The sequence below is a fragment of the Kitasatospora sp. NPDC096077 genome, assembly GCF_040303245.1.
Lineage (GTDB): Bacteria > Actinomycetota > Actinomycetes > Streptomycetales > Streptomycetaceae > Kitasatospora.
On record NZ_JBEOSV010000019.1, the window covers coordinates 31,459 to 48,301 of the forward strand.

Here is a 16,843-nt window from a genome sequence, read left to right on the forward strand (position 1 = left end):
TTCCTGAGCGACGCGGTGGGTCCACGTGCGCCCGGTGGGCCAGGCCCCTCGCACGGGGAGACCCCTCGGCCTGGCGGAGCCGAGGGGCCGGTTCGGGTCAGCCCAGGGTGAACCAGGTGCTGCGGGACTTCTGCCACTCCGGGTGGGTGAGGTCCTTGGCGGCGGTGCCGTCGCCGTACAGGTCGGCGGAGCCGTTGTCGGTGATCAGCTGGGCGCGGGCGCCGGGGGCGTCGAGGTCCGGCACGTCCGGGACGGCCTCCCAGGCGCCGGCGTCGCCGGTCGGCAGGTCGATCAGCTTGACCGGCCTGGAGGTCGGCCGGCCGTCCCAGCGGTAGAGGGCGTACGGGGCGGAGTTGTCCTCGGCCGCCCAGGAGCCGGCCACGATCAGGTACTGGCCGAGCGCGTTGCGGCGCAGGTCGCGGACGGACAGGCCGCCGAGGTCCAGCTCGATAGGCTCGCCGATGGTCGCGTGCTTCGCCGAACCGTCGAACAGGGACGGGAAGTTGGTGACCGGCACGAGCAGCGCCCGGCCGCCGGTGACCGCCGGGGTGAGCGGCGCGCGGAAGCCGATGTACGCGGTGGTGCCGCTGCCGGGGGCGAACTCCAGCCCCTCGACGTTGAATCCGTCGATCTGCTTGGGCACCTGGCCCTCGGCGGAGCCCGCCGCGAAGCCGTAGCGGTCGCCGTGGGCGCTGTCCCAGGCGATCAGGTCGTCGCGCAGCCCGTGGTACGAACCGGCCAGTGAGAGCTGGGTGTCGGCGCCGGAGCCGGTCACCTTGGTGGCGAACAGGGTGTGCCGGTCGGGCTTGACCTTGCCGTCCTTGTTGTTGCCGAGCGAGCCGGTCCAGTAGACGGTGTCGCCGACCCGGGCGGCGGCCTCGATGTCGATCTCCTTGCTGACCCCGAGCGCCGCGCTGAAGTCCCAGGTGCGCACGGGGGCACCGGAGTTGTTGCGGTCGTAGAGCCGCAGGGTGTTGGACTCGTCGTCGCCGACGAGGATATGGCCGCCGCCCGCGTCCACGGCGGCGGAGGCGTCGCTGGAGCCGGTGAGGTAGCGGCTGGCGCCGGAGTCGTGGACGGCCGGCGAGGCGGCGTAGTGCAGGGTGCGGGTGGCGGTCTTGCCGCCCAGGCCGGTGACCTTGACGGTCAGGTCGGTGTAGCCGACGCCCTGGGCGGCGACCGCCAGGGTGCGGGTCCCGCCGCTGCCGGTCACCGTGACGTCGCCGGTCCGGGCCACGGCGGTGCGGGTGCTGGCCGAGGCGGCGACCGTCAACGCCGAGGCGGGGGAGCCGCTCTGGGCGACCGTGACGCCCACCGTCGGGTCGCCGACGGCGCCGACCGCGCCGGACAGGTAGCCGGCCGAGAAGGTGATCGTCGGGGTGCCGTAGGAGACCGCGGCGGACGGCACCGCCGGGAGGGCGAGCACGGGCACCGCCGCGACGGCGACGGCCAGCGGCAGCAGACGGCGGGGGGAACGGATCACGGTGACGGCCCTTCGACGCGGGGGAGTTGGGGCGGAGCCAGCCTGCTGTGCGTGGGCGAACGCCGACCCTACGTCAGCGAACGGTACGACGAACAGCAGGCTTCCGGAACCGGTCGTGCGCGAGCCGTCCCGGGAGTGAGCCGTCCTGGTATGAGCCGCCCCCGCCGGGGTCAGGTGCCGATCCCGGCCGCGCGCAGTCGGCGCTCGACCTCCTCCCAGGTCGGGGTGACCGGGGCGGTCGGGCGGCTGCCCATGCCCTTGTCCTTGAACCCGCTGGAGGTGGAGACGCAGACCACCGGGCCCTCGTCCGGTCGCGGCGCCCGCTCGCCGAGGCTGCGCAGGCCGGCCAGGCCGGCCGCCGCGGACAGCTCGGTCCACAGTCCGGCGCGGGCCAGTTCGGCCTGGGCGTCGGCGAGTCGGCGGTCGTCGACGGTCAGCGCCGCACCGCCGCTGCCGCGCACCGCCAGCACGCCCCGGTAGCCGCTGACCGGCGAGGCGATCGAGTACGCCGCGCTCGGGGCGACCGTCACGTGCGCGGCCGGGAGGCCCTCGGCGATCGCCCGGTGCAGCGGGCCGGAGGCCGCCGACTCGCAGGCGAAGATCCGCGGCACCCGGTCGGCCAGGCCCAGCCGCTGCAGCTCGGTGAAGCCCTTCCAGACGCCGAAGAGCAGCTCGCCGTACCCGGTGGGGACGAAGACCGCGCTCGGCAGGCCCACGTCCTGGAAGATCTCGTAGGCGACGGTCTTGTAGCCCTCCGGGCCGTACGCGTGCCCGGTGTGGGTGGGGGTCAGGTTGCTGACCGGGTGCAGTCCGAGCCGCTCGACCACCAGGCGCAGCAGCGGCCAGCGCGCCTCCCACGGCACGGGCAGCACCACGGCGCCGTAGGCGTTCAGGAAGGCGTCCACGGCGGGCGGTGCGTCCGGGCCGGTGAAGACCACGCAGGGCAGTCCGGCCCGGGCGGCGTACGCGGCAGCCGAGGCGCCGTGGTTGCCGGAGGAGGCGACCGCGATGCCGGGTGCGCCCGCGCCGACGGCGGCGCTGGTGGTGCAGCGGTTCAGCCGGTCCTTGTGGCTCCAGGTCGGGTTGCGGGACTCGTCCTTGACGTACACGCCCGGCTCGATCTCCACCAGCGGGGTGGCGCCCTCGCCGAGGCCCGGTGCGAGCAGCGGGGGCAGCAGCGGCGCCCAGCGCTCCAGGCCGCCGCGGGCCCGGACGGGGGCGAACAGGGCGGCCGGGTCGACCTTGTCGTAGGCGTAGTCGACCTCGACGGGGTAGGCGAGCTCCGCCGTGCCGGTGCGCGGGCAGCCCGAGGTCAGCGGAGGCCACAGGGGGTAGTCGAGGGTGGGGTCGCCGAGTGAGCGCTGGCCGGTTGCGAGGGAGTCGTCGGTTGCCATGTAAGCAGCCTAGGGCGGTTTCGGGTGCTACCGGGCGGGTTTTTGAATCTTGGGCGGCGGACACACTCCGGGGGATGTTCGACGACGGACAACCGGACGGGAGCTGGGGAGCGGGATGGACAGTGTGACGGACAGTGGGATCAGGGCGATGGTCGACGCGGTCGACGAGGCCCGGCGGCAGCTGCGGGAGAACGCGCTGCCGAAGGCCGAGGACCGGGGTCGGGAGCGGGTCCCGGCGGTGGAGGCCGTCGTGATGCTCGGCTCGCTCGCCGATCTGCTGGAGGTGACCGGGGAGCTGGCGGCGGCCCTGTCCGAGCGGATGGCCACCCACCAGAGCCCGGACGTCTACCACCAGGCGGGCGTCCGGCTCCGGGGCGAGGCGGGTAATCTCCGGGAGGCCGAGCGGAGGGTCGCCGAGCGGCTGAGCTGAGCGGCTGAGCTGAGCGGTTGAGCCGAGCGGTTGAGCCGAGACCCGGCGGCGTGCGCGGCCGCCGACACCCCGGGAAGGGTGCCGGCGGCCACGCCGCGTCGCAGCGCCGGTTCGGCTCGGCGCCGGTTCAGCGGTGGCCGGAGAACTGCACCACCTGCTGGTACGTCGGCCGGTTCTGCCAGGTGGTCTTGTCGTCCGTCACCCCGCCCAGCGGCCGCTGGATGATGGTGTCGGCGCACCACTGGTCGCCCGCCGCGCAGTCCCCGTCGCCCGGGTAGACCTGGGCCGGGGTCTCGGCGGCGGCCCGGACCAGGGTGTTCAGCAGGACGGTGCGGCAGGCCGTGAGGTCGCCGCCGCCGCAGAACGGACGGGCCAGCGGGCCGGCCACCCGGTCGCCGAGGACGGCGCGCAGGTCCTTGTCGAGGTAGCTCCACCAGCCGTACTGGAAGGCCGAACCCTTGTGCGGGATGGCCTCGTTGGCGCTGACCGGGCCGCCGCCCGTCGCGCCGGTCTGGCCGCCGGAGGGCGACTCGTTGATCTGCAGGGCGCCGGTCAGCGCGGTGAACAGCGGGTCGCCGAGCCCGGGGCGCATCACCCCGTCGGCGACCAGCGGCCACCAGGCGTCCAGCACCCGGATCGCGTCCGCGTCGGCGTAGCCGTGGCTGCCGGCCGAGGTCTCCTTCCGCTGGGCGCCGTCGGCCAGCCAGGCCTCCAACTGCTGGAGGGCGGTGAGCGCGGCCGGGTCGGTGACCGGGGCGCTGCGCAGCACCCGGATCAGGTCGGGCAGCACGTCCTCGGCCCGCAGGTCGGCCAGCGCGGCGCCCTCCATGGCCTGGGTGAGCGAGACCCGGCTGACCTTGCCGCCGCCGGCGATCAGCGCCTTGACCCGGTCGTCGAGCAGGTTGGCGCGGTGCACCGAGCCGTTGCCGAAGCCGGCCGAGGTGAAGCCGCTCGCCTGCTTGTTGTTCCAGGAGACGTAGTAGTCCTGGTCGACGGACTGCGGGTGCTCGGCCGGCGGGGTGTACCGGGCGGTGTTGGTGGCGGGGTCGAAGCCGGCCCACTCGTAGGCGGGCCGGGCCAGCACCGGGAGCCCGGCGTCGACCCCGGCGGCGCGCACCGGGTTGCTGCCGGAGTTGTAGTAGGCGGTGTCGCGGGAGTCGGCGTAGAACCAGTTGAAGGTGTAGTTGATGTCCTGCGCCGCCTGCTGGAAGCTCGGTGCGTCGTGCACCGCGCCGGGGTCGTTCAACTCCTGGAAGCCGATGATGGAATCGGCCTCGTGCCGGTAGGTGGAGCGCAGCGCGGTGAAGGCGACGGGTGCCCCGCCGACCGTCCCGCGGGCGGTCACCAGTCCGTAGTTCGACCGGTACATCACCAGGGTGTACGAGCCGGCCGGGGTGGCGTCGGCGGTGGTCGGGCTCCACGCGTCCTGGCGTTCCAGCCGGTCGAAGGGCAGGCACTGCCCGTGCCAGAGGTAGGAGTTGGCGGCGGTGGTGACCGGTGAGCCGTCGGTGGTGCAGAGCGGCACGGCGTAGGTGTCGGTGATGTTCTGCCCGGCGGAGGTGGCGCTCCAGGCGTAGTCCTGGCCGCGGCCGAGCTGGACGTAGAAGCTGAGGCCCGCGAAGGCCGCGCCGCGGGCGCTGATGCCCGGGCCCTGGAGCTCCTCCAGCATCAGCAACTGCGGGGCGAAGTAGCCGGTTTGCGGGCCGAACACGGCGACCGGGTGGCCGTCGTCGGTGTGCGCGCCGGAGACCACCAGGGCGTTGGACATGCCGTGCTTGGCGGTGAGCAGGTTGCCGGGCAGTACGCCCTTCGCGGCCGTCGTCGCGGTGCCCGCGGAGCCGGTGGCGTCGTAGATCATCCGCTCGGGCACCACCGAGCCCGGGTCCGGCAGCGCCTGGCCCTGCGGGTCGTCCGGCACGGTCCCGTACGGGAAGCTCTGCCCGTCGTGCAGGGTCCGTACCGCCTCCGGGTCGTCGGCCTCGCGCAGCGACGCCCACACCGCGTCCCCGGCGTCCTTGCCGTACCGGGCCTCGGCCGCCGACTTCACCTGGGCGGAGGCGAGTTGACCGCCGCCGCCGGAGCCGAACAGGGCGCCCACCACGGAGGCCAGGGCGACCAGGTCGGTCAGCTTGAACGGCTCGATGGAACCGGCGTTGGTGATCGGGTCGATGTGGCCGGTGAGGTCGTACTCGCCGGGGAAGGTCCGGCCGTTGTACGCCTGGGTGACGTACTGGTTGATGCCGTCCAGGTAGGCGTTCGCGTCGGCGAGGGCCTGGGTGGCCCGGCCGCCGCGGGCGGCCAGCGCGTCGATCTGCTGCTGCAACTCGGTCTCGGTGTACGGCGCGGCCTGCCAGAAGCTCTGCTCCAGCTGCCGGTTGGCGGCCGCGCCGCCGGCGAAGCCGGACAGTTCGCCGCGGCCGACGTGCCGGAACAGGTCCATCACCCAGAGCCGGTCCTGGGCGGCCGCGTAGCCCGCGCCGAACTCGGTGCCGTAGCGCGTCGTGCCGGTGATGTGGGGCACTCCGGTGGCCTTGTCGCGCACGATCGTCACGTCCGGGCGCGGGCTGGTGGTGCTCGCCACCTGGTCGGCGGGGACGCCGAACGAGGCGTCGTCGAAGAAGTTCCGCAGCCCGGCCTCGGTCAGGCCGGGGTAGCCGGAGGCGAGGGCGGAGTACGGGCCGAGCTGGTCGTCGGTGTGCGCGGGGCGGCTGCCGAACATCCGGTTCAGCAGGATCTCGGCGAGCGTCGCGTTGCCGTTCTCGCCGGGCGGGAGGATGTCGGTGCACCGGCCGCCGCAGTAGTCCGGTGCGGCCGCCGCCGTGGGGGAGGCGGCGGCGCTGCCGGGGGCGGTCAGGGCGGCGGTGGCGAACAGGGCCGACGCGAGGACGGCCGCGGCCGCCCTCGGGAACCGGCTGCGGGGTCTGCGGGGGCGGTGGAGGGGGTGGGGGCGTAGGCGCAAGGCGAGCTCCTCCGTCGAAGCCACGGGGAGTCGACGGTAGGGGCGCTACTGGCCGGTTGGCTAGTGGCGTGCATGCCATTTCGCCGTTGCCGTAGCGACAGTTGACCCGTCGTCAGCGGTCCTCGGGGGTGGGCCGGGACGGGTTGTCGGTGGGCTCCGCTAGGGTCGTTCGCGTCGGTGGGTGATCGGCCGTCGTGGGGCGGCGGGCAGGGGGAGCGCGATGGCGGGGACGGGTGCGGGGGCCGGGGCGGTGCGGGTGCTGCCCGAGGGGGTGACCCACGGGCCGAGCCGGGAGCTGCTCACCGCCGGGGAGTTGTGCTGGTCGCGCGCCTACCTGGACTTGGAGGCCTCGGGGGACGAACCGCTGCAGACGGCCGTGTCCTGGTACGAGCGGCAGGGGGTGCGGGGCGCCGAGGGGCTGTACGTGCTGGGGGAGGCCCGGTACGACGACTGGCAGGGGCCGGTCACGGTGCTGCTGGACGGTGCGGGCGGCGAGGTGTACCTGGCCCGGCCGGACGACGACGGGGTGCTCCGGCGGGATCTGCTGGCCAGCAGCCCGGGGTGCCTGATCGCGCTGGCGGCGGAGGTCGAGGAGCTCCGGCCGGCGGGGGCGGAGCCGTCGCACGGTCCGGCGGCCGTCGCCGAGGTCGAGCGGGCGGTGCGGCAGCGGCTGCGCGAGGCCGATCCGGAGCTCTACCGGCGGACGGAGGGCCGACCGGCCCACTGGGGAACGGTGTTGACGATCCGCTCGCTCGCCTGGGGTGCCGCCGGTGCGGCGGAGGGGCTGGCGTACGAGGTGTCCCCGGCACTGGTCGAGGACTTGGCGACGGTGGCGGGCGAGGGTGGCGTCCGCCGGTTCGCGGAGGCCGAGTTGCCCGCGAGCCTCGCCCACGGGCCGACCCGGCGGCTGCTCACCGAGGTCGGGCTGCCGGTCGCCGAGGGCTGCGTGCTGTCCGTCGACGCCGAGGGCCCGTTCCGCACCGTGGCGGAGACCTACCCGGGGAGCTGTTCGAAGGGGCCCCGCGCCTACCAGGGCGGATTCCCGGTGGTCGGCGGGTGGATGTACGACTCCGTGGTCGCCCTCGACGGCGCCACCGGGCGGGTCGAGCTGCCCGACCCGGGGGACGACGGGGAGACGGCCGCCTATCTGCACCGGGACCTCTCGGCGCTGCTGTACGTGTTGTGGACGTTCGAGCGGCTGCGGGCCGTACGGCGCGAGGCGGAGGACCCGCAGGCGCCGGTACCGTGGTCGGTGTTCGAACCGTCCGAACTCCTGGACAGCGCGGCCGAGGCGGTGCTGCGGGCCCTGGACCCGGAGGCGTTCGCCACCGACAGCCACTTCTGGCCGATCCGGGTGGACGACGGGCACATGGGCAGCCTGCTGGAGTAGTGGTGGAGATCGAGGACGTGGACGAGGGCGGGGGCGCGCGGGCGCTGGCCGGGGTGGTGTGGCGGCGGAAGGTGCTGCTGCTCCTGCCGGCGATCACGGTGGCCGTGTTCGGCGGGGTGGCCGCGCTGCTGGTCCGGGCGGAGGTGCTGCTCGGCGGGAGCCTGCTGCTGGGCGTGCTGGGGCTGCTGGTGCTCTCCTTCCTCGCCGTGTTCGGCACCTCGGCGCTGCTCGTCGCGGCCGCCGATGCGTTGCGGGGGCGGCCGGTGAGGGTCGGGGCCAGCTACCGGCGCGCCGCCGGACGGCTGGGGGTGCTCGCGAGGTGGGCGCCGCTCGGGGCGGTCCAGGTGCTCGGGGCGCTTCTGATGGTCGGTCTGGTGTGGTCGCTGGCGAGCTATCTGGTGGTGCCGGCGCTGGTGCTCGACGGGGCGGGGGTGCGCGCGGCGATGCGCGGCTCCCGGGAGGTGTACCGGCGGGACCGCGGGGAGTTCCTGCGCGGGACGACCTGGCTGTCGCTGCCGGCCGTGGTGAGCTTCGTGCCGTCGCTGGTGGTGTTGTCGATCGGGCTGATGGCGACCGACCGGGTGCTCGGAACGGCGCTGATGGTCGGCGCGGCGCTGTGCCTGGGGGCCGGTGTGACGGTGACGGCGAGTCTGTTCGGGGTGTTCCGGGCGCGGCTGTACCTGACGTCGAAGCGCGCGGCCGTGGTCGAGGCGGCCCCGCGGGGGCTGCACGTGTCGCCGGTGGAGTAGTGGCGGCCGACAGGTCGGGGGCCGACAAGTCGGGGGCCGGCGGCCGCTGTTCGGCTGCCGGCCCCCGGTGCCGTGCCCGGCTCAGTCGGGCAGGTGCGGGGAGGTCTCAGGGCTTGAGGACCAGGCGGATCGGGTTGCCCTCCTTGCGCTCCAGCGCCTCCACCGCGCGGGCGGCGTCGGCCAGCGGGAAGGTGCCGCTGACCGAGCGGGCGAAGTCCAGCCGGCCGCCGCGGACCAGGTTGACCAGGTCGATGACGTCCTGGCCCTGGGAGCCGTAGTGGCCGAGGATCTGCTGACGCAGGTAGCTGACCATGGTGCCCTTGGTGATGGTCAGCGGCTTGTCGGTGAGCCCGACCAGCACCAGGCGGCCGTGCTCGCCGAGGCTGGCCACGGCCTGCTCGCGGACCGGGGCGACGCCGGCGAAGTCGAAGGCGGCGGAGAGCGGCCGGCCGCCGGTGGCCGCGCGCAGCCGCTCGGCGAACGCGGGGTCGGCCGGGTCGAGGGCGGCGTCGGCGCCGAAGGCGAGGGCGCGCTCGCGGGCGGCCGGGAGCGGGTCGACGGCGACGATCGGGAAGGCGCCGATCGCGCGCAGCAGCTGGATGCCGTGGGCGCCCAGTCCGCCGACGCCCCAGACACCGACGGCTTCGGCCGGGCGGACGGCGCCGGTGGCGGTGATCGCGGACCAGGGGGTGGAGACCGCGTCGGGGATGAAGCAGGCCTGCTCGAAGGGGAGCTCGTCCGGGATCGGCACCAGGGTGGCGACGGTGGCGAGCGCGTACTCGGCCCAGCCGCCGTCGTAGTCCACGCCGCGGGTGAAGACCTTGCCGTCGCGGGTCTCGCCGGCCTGCAGCAGCACCCGGTCGCCGACGGCGGTACCGGTCACGCCCTCGCCGAGGGTGTGCACGGTGCCCGCGACCTCGTGGCCGAGGGTGACCTTGGAGCCCTGGAGGAGGAAGGGCTTGAGAGTGCCGTCGATCAGGTGGACGTCGGAGAGGCAGACGCCGGCGGCCTCGACCTTGATCAGCACCTGACCCGGGCCCGGCGTCGGGACGGGCACCTCTTCGACGGCGAAAGCGCCCTTGGTGACGTCGAGGCGGCCGGCGAGCATCGTGGCGGTCATCGGGACTTCCCTTCGGTCGGGGGTGGCGGGGTCGGGGGAGTGCCCCGCCGCCCCAAACTTGCTTGTTAACCAACAAGCAAGTTGAGCCTAGCATGGTGCCATGCCCACGCACGATGACCCGACGGCCCGCGCGATCGTCCCGCAGGATGCCGAGACGGCCCCGCAGGACGCCGAGACCTCCTCGCAGGAGGCCGAGACGGCCCCGCAGGACGCCAAGCCGCCCCGCGCCCAGGCCGAACGGCGGACCCAGGCGGAACGGCGCGCCCGTGCCGAGGCCGCGCTGCTCGCTGCCGCCGCCCGGCTGATCGCCGAGCACGGCAGCACCGGGGTCACCCTCGCCCGGGTCGGCGAGGAGGCGGGCTTCAGCCGGGGGCTGGCCACCCACTACTTCGGCTCCAAGGCCGCGCTGCTGGCCCGGCTCCAGGAGGAGGCGCTGGCGGAGGCGATGGCGGCGGCCGCGCCCGAGCGCAGCGGCGCCGGGGCGGCGGAGGAGCTCTGCGGCTTCGCCCGGGGGGTGCTCGACGGCGTGCGGAACCCGACCGACCTGGGCCGGGCCTTCGTGGTGCTGGGCGCCGAGGCGCTGGCCGGGGCCTCCGAACTGACGGTGGCGGTGGCCGAGCTGGACACCCGGACCCGCGACTGGGTGGCGGACGTGGTCGGCCAGGGCGTGACCGAGGGCGAGGTGCGGGCCGGGCTGGACGCCCGGGCCTTCGCGTTCGCCTTCGTGGGGCTGCTCAAGGGGCTGGTGGTGCAGGCCGCGGCCGCGCCGGAGGCCTTCGACGTGCCGACGGCGACCGCGGAGGCGGAGCGCTGGATCCGGCTGGCGCTGGCCGCCGGCTGACGGCGGCGGTCTCGGGCCCGCGCGGCCGGTAAGCCCCGCGCGGATGTGACGTCCGGCGGTCGGCGATGCCGCGCGACGCGCGGAAACGCCCCGCGCCGCGCCGAAGGGTCGGCGCGGCGCGGGGTCCGGGCGGGAGCGGGCTCAGCGGGCGGGCCGGCGTCGGCCCCCGGGTGTTCCGCTCAGCGCCGGGGCCGGCCGTCGGCCGCCGGGGCGTTGATCCGTACCCGGGTGGTGGCGGGCGCGTCCTCGATGTCCCGCAGCTGGCCCAGGACGGTGGCGCGCAGGTCGTCGTAGTCCTCGAAGTGGTGGTCGTTGAAGAGGGTGTAGCCCGTCCACATCAGGTTGGCGCAGACCCGGGCCGGGACCCGGCCCGTCCGGGCGCCCATGCCGACCAGGGCCACCGAGCGGATGCTGCCCGGCGCCAGCCGGTTCTGGCGGTGGACGGCCTGGAAGGCGGCCGCGCAGGCGAGGGCGACGTTCAGGGTCTCGCTGACGTTCTGCGAGGAGGTCTGCATCGTGGGCGCCGAGATCAGGAACCTCGGGTTGACCGCCCCGGACGGCACGCAGACCGCGCTGCCCACCGGCAGGGTGCCCGCGTACTGGTCGCGTATCGCCCGCTGCACCTTCAGCTGGATGCCCGCCCCGAGGTGCCGCTTGATCGCCGCGTCCGCCCCGCCGTCCATCAGGCCGCGGGAGTTGGTCGGGCTGACCCAGGCGTCGACCTGCTCGGTGAGGATCGAGCCCTTGCGGATCTCGATCTCGGGGGTGTCGGCGAAGGCGGCCCGCCACGACTCGACCACCGTCGCGTTGAGGTCCGTCAGCACCACCCTGAGCGGGGACTGCGCGCGGTCCGTCGTCATGCTGCAACTCCTGTCGTACGTCGAGGTGTTTCCCGCTGTCGATACCGACGCTAGCGGGCGGCACCGACAATCCGTCCGCCCATCCGTCCGCCCATCCGTCCGCGCTGTCCGGCGACCGGGACCGGCGGTCCCGGTTGTCGGTGCCGGCTGTTAGGAAGGGGGTGTCCGCCGGAGAACTGACGGACCGTCATCACCACGTCCCGCGTGGACCGACCCAGCCGGAGTACTGACATGAGCGCTGCCGACACCCCCGCCACCACCCAGCCCGACCCGAACGACCCGCTGGCCCTGGCGGAGCTGTTCCGGGGCGGTGGCGAGCCGTGGCTGCCGTTGCTGAAGCCGGTCATCGAGGCGCAGCCCGGCGCGGCCTCGTTCATCGGCCCGAGCCGCGGCCCGGAGGTCGTGCCGGTCCGCGAGCTGACCTTCCAGGCGCTCAAGCCGCACGCCCCGCACCGGTGGAAGGTCGTGGTCTTCGGTCAGAACCCGTACCCGCGGCCGGAGAGCGCCACCGGCATCGCGATGTTCGACAACGCCTTCCACGACTGGAAGGACAGCCAGTTCGGCCGGGTGATCAGCATCCGCTGCATCATCAAGGCCGCGGCGATGTGGAAGTACGGCATCCCCAAGAAGACGCCGATCGCCGACATCCGCGCGCTGCTGAAGAAGGAGGAGACGGTCCAGCCGCCGGAGTGGTTCCAGGCGATGCTGACCCAGGGCGTACTGCTGCTGAACGCGGCGCTCACCGCCAGCGCCGACGGCGCGATGGGCCCGGACCAGCACACCGGGTTCTGGCGGCCGGTGGCCGAGCGGATCGTCGAGGAGATCCTCCGGGCCAAGCAGCAGGCGGGGGAGGAGGACCGGGGCGTCGTCTTCGCCTGGTGGGGTGCGCACGCGCGCAGCCTGAAGAGCGTGGTGCGGCGGCTGGAGAAGAAGTACCCCGAGGTCGAGGTCCGGCACATCGACCACGCCAACCCGGCCGCCCAGGGCGACATCTTCTGCGACAACGACCACTTCGCCGCGGTGAACGCCGCGCTCGCCTCGCTCGGGGCGGACGGGATCGACTGGCTCCCCAGCAAGGGCTGGGACGCCGGTGCGGCCTCGGACGGCGGGGCGGACGGCGGGGTCGCCGAGCGGATGGGCGCGTTCATCGCCTCCACCATGGAGCTGCACCAGCTCTACCTGGACCGACTCGCGAGCGTCAAGGACGAGGGCCTCGAACTCCCGGCGATCAGCGGGGTGTTCGACACTCCGGTGGTGGACTTCCGGGAGGCCGTGGCCCCGGTCGCGGCGCTGCTGCGCGGTCTGGACCGGCACGTGGCGCAGTCGCACGAGTTCGGTCGGCGGCGGGCCGGGGAGGGCGCGGCCGGCGGCCTGTCCGCCGATGCGATCGCCGCGCTGTACCTCTACACCTGCGAGTCCGCGTTCTACCGGGAGATCAACGCGGTGCTGCGCTCGCCGGACCGCGCCCGGCTGGTCCCCTACCTGCCGTACCTGCGGCTGCTGTTCGCGGCGGTGGCGCAGCTGCCGGTGCGGACGGAGCCGCTCTGGCGCGGGGTGTCGCTGGACCTGCGCAAGCAGTACCCGCTGGGCCGGACGGTGACGTGGTGGGGCGTCTCCTCCTGCACGTCCGAGCTCGGCGTGGCGAAGTCCTTCCTCGGCAGCCGGGGCAAGCGGACGCTGTTCGAGGTGCGGCCGCTGCGCGCGACGGGCATCCAGCGGTACTCGGCGTTCACCGGGGAGGAGGAGTACATCCTGCTGCCGGGCACCCAGTTGGAGGTCACCGACGTCCAGGCCCAGCGGGGCGGGCTGTGCACCGTGACGCTGACCGAGATCGCGGAGGGGCCCTTGGTGTCCTGACGAGTCGCCCCGCCTCGCCCGTGGTGCGGTCGGCGAATGACGCGCGAATTTCATTCTCGACCCGTGGACGCATTCACCCGGGCGTAGTTGACTGCCGGGCGGGTGACCCCCGCAACTCCCCGGAGCACCACCATCACAGAGGAGACCCCTGTGTCCATTGGCGGTACGCAGCCCGAGCCGATACGGCCGACGGCCCGAACGGCGACCCCGCGCCGGCTGCTGATGTGTCGGCCGCAGCACTTCGAGGTGACGTACTCCATCAATCCGTGGATGCACCCGGAGAAGCCGGTCGACCGTGAACTGGCGCTGCTGCAGTGGGACCGGCTGCGCGAGGTGTACCTCTCGCTCGGGCACACCGTGGAGGTGATCGACCCGGTGCCCGGACTGCCGGACATGGTGTTCGCCGCCAACGGCGCGACGGTGGTGGACGGCAAGGTGCTCGGCGCCCGGTTCCGGCACCTGGAGCGGACCGCCGAGGGCCCGGCCTACCTCTCCTGGTTCGTGGCGCAGGGCTACCGGGACGTGCTCTGGCCGGAGTTCATCAACGAGGGGGAGGGCGACTACCTGCCGGTCGGGCGGCGCATCCTGGCCGGCACGGGCTTCCGCACCGACCAGCGCTCGCACCACGAGGCCCAGGAGTTCTTCGGGCTGCCGGTCACCTCGCTCACCCTGGTCGACCCCGAGCACTACCACCTGGACACCGCGCTGGCGGTGCTCTCCGACACCGAGATCATGTACTACCCGGCGGCCTTCAGCCCGGGCAGCCGCTCCGTGCTGCAGAACCTCTTCCCGGACGCCCTGCACGCGGACCCCCAGGACGCCGCGGTCTTCGGCCTCAACGCGTTCTCCGACGGCTACAACGTCGTCCTGCCGCAGGCGGCGGCGGGACTGATCGAGCGGCTGCGGCGGCGGGGCTTCAACCCGATCGGGGTGGATCTCACCGAACTCCTCAAGGCGGGCGGCGCCGTGAAGTGCTGCACCCTGGAGCTGCGTCCCTGACCCCCTCGGACCGCGCGCCGTCGGGACGCGCGCCGTAGGACCGTGCACCGCCCGCCGGCCCGGCCGGCGGGCGGTGCCGTCAGCCGGTCAAGTGGCGGCCGCCCGTGCGCAGTCCGTTGACGGCGCCCGGTGCGGCATGTGAAATGACACATGTCACCGATCACATGGGTCAAGGGTTCGGGGTCCAGGTTCGCGTCCGCACCGCTCGACGCGCGACTTTGAACGTTCAAATCCCGTACCCGCCCAGCCGTTGCCCGCACAGCCCGCACCCGCACAGCCCCCACCCGAGCCCCTCGTCGCGCGGATCGCCAAGGAGCCCCCGATGCCCTCGCCACGTACCGCCCGCGCCCTGCCGTCGGGCGGCCTCGCCGTCCTCGCGGCCCTGACCGTGCTCACCGCCCAGGCCGCCGTCGCCGCCCCGGCCCGGGCGGCGGGCGGCGACGCCCCGGTGAACGGCGGCAGTTACGTCCTGGGCCCGGCGGCGGGCGGCGGCTGCCTGAGTACCCGCTTCGCCGGGGCCGCGCCCGGCACCCCGGCCGTCCGGGCCGCCTGCCAGGGGCTGTTGAGCCAGCGTTGGCGACTGCTGCGGGTCACCACCACCGCCCCGGCCGGCTACGCCCTGATCAACGCCGCGACCGGCCGCTGCCTGGAACTGGACGGGCGGGCCCGCAGCGCGGTCACCGCGGACTGCGGCAGCCTCCCGGACAGCGCCCGGTTCACCATCTCCCCGGCCCCCGGCGGGGGTTACGCCCTCGCCCCGGTCGACCGCGCCCGCCAGTGCCTCACCGCACCGCCCGGCGACGCGGACGGCCGGCCGGTCCGGGCCCGCGACTGCACGGCCGGAGCGGACCAGCGCTGGACGCTGACCCGCACCGAGCCGCTGGTCCTCGCCGACCCCGGCTTCGAACAGGGCACCACCGGCTGGACGTTCACCGAGCACACCGGTGTCGCCGGCAACAACCCCCACTCCGGCGGCCGACTCGCCTACCTCGACGCCGGCCCCGGGTACCGGGTGAGTCAGCAGGTCACCGCGGTCACCGCCGGCTCGTACGACCTGTCCGCCTGGATCGCCACCGGCGCCGCCGGGGGCACCCTCTCGGTGGCCGTCAACGGCACCACCGTGCAGTCGCTGACCCTGCCCGAGCAGCCCGTCTACGCCAAGTACAGCCTGCCCCGGGTGAAGGTCGCCGCGGGCGACCGGGTCACCCTCGCGATCGGCTCCGCCCCGTCCGGCTGGGTCAACGTGGACGACGCCGCGGTGGCGCCGTCCGCGCCGAACGACCCGCGGATCAGCTCCTCCGACCCCGAGCTGGTCGCCCTGTTCGACTGGGCCAAGACCAAGGCCAACAGCTGGGTCCAGCAGGCCGGCACCACCGGCGTGCTGAACATGGACGAGAACCACACCGGCGGCGCCTCCAGCGGGACGTACGACACCACCTACTGGGCCGGTTACCCCTTCCGGTCCGCCTTCTACAGCCGCGACTTCGCCCACCAGCTGGTCGGCGCCCACCTGCTCGGACTCGACGCCCAGAACAAGACCATGCTGCGCGGCTTCGCCGCCTCCGCCACCGACCTCAACGGCCACTACCCGGTCTGGGCCCTCAACTTCGACGCCCGCAGCTACGCCGCCATCGACTACCACGGCCCGGACGCCTTCGTCCGGGAGCTGCCCGCCCCCTTCGAACTGGTCCAGAAGACCGGTGAGGCCTACCGGTGGACCGGCGACCGGGACTACGCCGCCGACCCCCTGCTGACCGACTTCGTCCGCACCACCCTCGGCCCCTTCATCGACCGGCACCCCGGCCCGGTCGACAACCACGGCCTCCCGATCCCCCAGGCGACCAGCGACAGCATCTTCGCCGGGACCGCCAGTTACGCCGAGAACGCCACCGGCGCCTACGCCGAGGCCGGCGACGCCCTGGCCGCCCAGTACCAGGCCTACCTGTCCGCCGCGACCCTGGCCGACGCCCGCGGCGACGCGGCCGGGGCGGCCGGGTACCGGCAGTCCGCCGACGCCCTGAAGGAGTACGTCAACACCAGCTGGAGCGTCGACCCGGCGCACCCCGACCAGGTCGTGCACGGCTACGACACCCAGGGTCGACCGGTCACCGGCTGGGGCTACGAGGCCGACGTGCTGATGCCGGCCAAGCAACTCCTGGACCCCGGGCCCCGGTTGGACGCGTTCCTGCGGTCCGTCGACGCCCAGGAGTCGGGCCCGCAGGCCTCCGTCAACGCCGAGGCGCTCAGCTACCTGCCCGACGCCTTCTTCGCCGCCCACGACGGCGCCACCGCCTGGAAGTGGATGCAGCGGATCCACCGGAGCGTCGACCAGGTCCACGCCAGCGGCCGGATGCTCAACGGCGACTACCCCGAGCTGCCGTTCACCCTGCTCGGCCAGACCGTCCAGGGCCTGCTCGGGGTGCAGCCCGACGCCGCCGCCCACCGCCTCGTCACCGCCTCCCAACTCCCCGCTGACATCGGCTGGTTGCAGATCGCCGACATCCCGATCGGGGCCGGCACGGTCACCCTGCGCCAGGACGGGACGACCCGCAGCACCCTCACCAACACCGGCACCGGGCCGCTGACCTGGGAGGCCCGCTTCCCCGGCGCCCACGCCGGGATCACCGTCGACGGCACGCCCCGCCCGGTCCGCACCACCACCGTCGACGGCGTGACCTACACCGTCGCCACCGTCACCCTCACCCCCGGCCGCACCGCCACCGCGGCGGTCAGCGGCTGACCCGCGGGCGCCCCGGCCGAC

General features: G+C 74.2%; 12 protein-coding genes. 7 read left to right on the forward strand and 5 right to left on the reverse strand.

All coding sequences use genetic code 11. From position 1 onward, the window contains the following. Nucleotides 1-97: 97 nt before the first annotated feature. Nucleotides 98-1,483, reverse strand: a complete 1,386-nt coding sequence (locus ABTZ03_RS18430; RefSeq protein WP_502894506.1) for a hypothetical protein — start codon at nucleotides 1,481-1,483, stop codon at nucleotides 98-100. A gap of 170 nt (nucleotides 1,484-1,653) precedes the next feature. Beyond that, complete coding sequence (locus ABTZ03_RS18435) at nucleotides 1,654-2,877, reverse strand: threonine synthase (RefSeq protein ID WP_350514035.1); 1,224 nt, start codon at nucleotides 2,875-2,877, stop codon at nucleotides 1,654-1,656. 115 nt (nucleotides 2,878-2,992) lie between these two features. Here ABTZ03_RS18435 and ABTZ03_RS18440 point away from each other — a divergent pair, with 115 nt between their 5' ends. Next, on the forward strand, nucleotides 2,993-3,307 hold the full coding sequence (locus ABTZ03_RS18440) for a hypothetical protein (protein ID WP_350514036.1): 315 nt from the start codon (nucleotides 2,993-2,995) through the stop codon (nucleotides 3,305-3,307). A gap of 127 nt (nucleotides 3,308-3,434) precedes the next feature. On the opposite strand, the gene ABTZ03_RS18445 is transcribed toward ABTZ03_RS18440, so the two are convergent. Next, nucleotides 3,435-6,266, reverse strand: a complete 2,832-nt coding sequence (locus ABTZ03_RS18445) for a penicillin acylase family protein (protein ID WP_502894508.1) — start codon at nucleotides 6,264-6,266, stop codon at nucleotides 3,435-3,437. A gap of 220 nt (nucleotides 6,267-6,486) precedes the next feature. Between ABTZ03_RS18445 and ABTZ03_RS18450 the strand changes: the two genes are divergently transcribed. Continuing rightward, on the forward strand, nucleotides 6,487-7,656 hold the full coding sequence (locus ABTZ03_RS18450) for an SUKH-4 family immunity protein (RefSeq protein ID WP_350514037.1): 1,170 nt from the start codon (nucleotides 6,487-6,489) through the stop codon (nucleotides 7,654-7,656). Between the two features lie 2 nt (nucleotides 7,657-7,658). Next, nucleotides 7,659-8,405 (forward strand): hypothetical protein, encoded by a 747-nt coding sequence (locus tag ABTZ03_RS18455; RefSeq protein WP_350514038.1) that lies wholly within the window; start codon nucleotides 7,659-7,661, stop codon nucleotides 8,403-8,405. 106 nt (nucleotides 8,406-8,511) lie between these two features. Here ABTZ03_RS18455 and ABTZ03_RS18460 read toward each other — a convergent pair whose 3' ends face one another. Continuing rightward, nucleotides 8,512-9,525, reverse strand: a complete 1,014-nt coding sequence (locus tag ABTZ03_RS18460; RefSeq protein ID WP_350514039.1) for a zinc-binding dehydrogenase — start codon at nucleotides 9,523-9,525, stop codon at nucleotides 8,512-8,514. 100 nt (nucleotides 9,526-9,625) lie between these two features. Here ABTZ03_RS18460 and ABTZ03_RS18465 point away from each other — a divergent pair, with 100 nt between their 5' ends. Next, nucleotides 9,626-10,366 carry a TetR/AcrR family transcriptional regulator gene (locus ABTZ03_RS18465; RefSeq protein WP_350514040.1) on the forward strand — a complete coding sequence of 247 codons (741 nt, stop codon included), beginning with the start codon at nucleotides 9,626-9,628 and terminating at the stop codon, nucleotides 10,364-10,366. Nucleotides 10,367-10,545: 179 nt separating this feature from the next. Here ABTZ03_RS18465 and ABTZ03_RS18470 read toward each other — a convergent pair whose 3' ends face one another. Beyond that, entirely contained in the window at nucleotides 10,546-11,226 is a 681-nt protein-coding gene (locus ABTZ03_RS18470; RefSeq protein ID WP_350514041.1) for a macro domain-containing protein, read from the reverse strand. A 231-nt stretch (nucleotides 11,227-11,457) separates the two neighbouring features. On the opposite strand from ABTZ03_RS18470, the gene ABTZ03_RS18475 reads away from it, so the two are divergent. The 3 genes from ABTZ03_RS18475 to ABTZ03_RS18485 all read left to right on the forward strand — a co-directional run bounded on the left by ABTZ03_RS18475 (nucleotide 11,458) and on the right by ABTZ03_RS18485 (nucleotide 16,822). Next, the gene (locus ABTZ03_RS18475; RefSeq protein ID WP_350514042.1) at nucleotides 11,458-13,083 is read left to right on the forward strand and encodes an ADP-ribosyltransferase domain-containing protein; all 1,626 of its coding nucleotides are present in this window, start codon (nucleotides 11,458-11,460) and stop codon (nucleotides 13,081-13,083) included. Nucleotides 13,084-13,233: 150 nt separating this feature from the next. After that, nucleotides 13,234-14,082: a dimethylargininase gene (ddaH, locus tag ABTZ03_RS18480; RefSeq protein ID WP_502894509.1), complete on the forward strand. Its 849-nt coding sequence runs from the start codon at nucleotides 13,234-13,236 to the stop codon at nucleotides 14,080-14,082. Nucleotides 14,083-14,404: 322 nt separating this feature from the next. Further along, complete coding sequence (locus tag ABTZ03_RS18485) at nucleotides 14,405-16,822, forward strand: RICIN domain-containing protein (protein ID WP_350514043.1); 2,418 nt, start codon at nucleotides 14,405-14,407, stop codon at nucleotides 16,820-16,822. The last annotated feature ends 21 nt before the right edge of the window (nucleotides 16,823-16,843 follow it).

What these genes read in the sequence shown, in the direction of transcription:
- ABTZ03_RS18440 (WP_350514036.1), top strand. Translation starts at nt 2,993, where the DNA reads ATGGACAGTGTGACGGACAGTGGGATCAGGGCGATGGTCGACGCGGTC.
- ABTZ03_RS18450 (WP_350514037.1), top strand. Translation starts at nt 6,487, where the DNA reads ATGGCGGGGACGGGTGCGGGGGCCGGGGCGGTGCGGGTGCTGCCCGAG.
- ABTZ03_RS18475 (WP_350514042.1), top strand. Translation starts at nt 11,458, where the DNA reads ATGAGCGCTGCCGACACCCCCGCCACCACCCAGCCCGACCCGAACGAC.
- ABTZ03_RS18465 (WP_350514040.1), top strand. Translation starts at nt 9,626, where the DNA reads ATGCCCACGCACGATGACCCGACGGCCCGCGCGATCGTCCCGCAGGAT.
- ABTZ03_RS18470 (WP_350514041.1), bottom strand. Translation starts at nt 11,226, where the DNA reads ATGACGACGGACCGCGCGCAGTCCCCGCTCAGGGTGGTGCTGACGGAC.
- ABTZ03_RS18460 (WP_350514039.1), bottom strand. Translation starts at nt 9,525, where the DNA reads ATGACCGCCACGATGCTCGCCGGCCGCCTCGACGTCACCAAGGGCGCT.
- ABTZ03_RS18485 (WP_350514043.1), top strand. Translation starts at nt 14,405, where the DNA reads ATGCCCTCGCCACGTACCGCCCGCGCCCTGCCGTCGGGCGGCCTCGCC.
- ABTZ03_RS18435 (WP_350514035.1), bottom strand. Translation starts at nt 2,877, where the DNA reads ATGGCAACCGACGACTCCCTCGCAACCGGCCAGCGCTCACTCGGCGAC.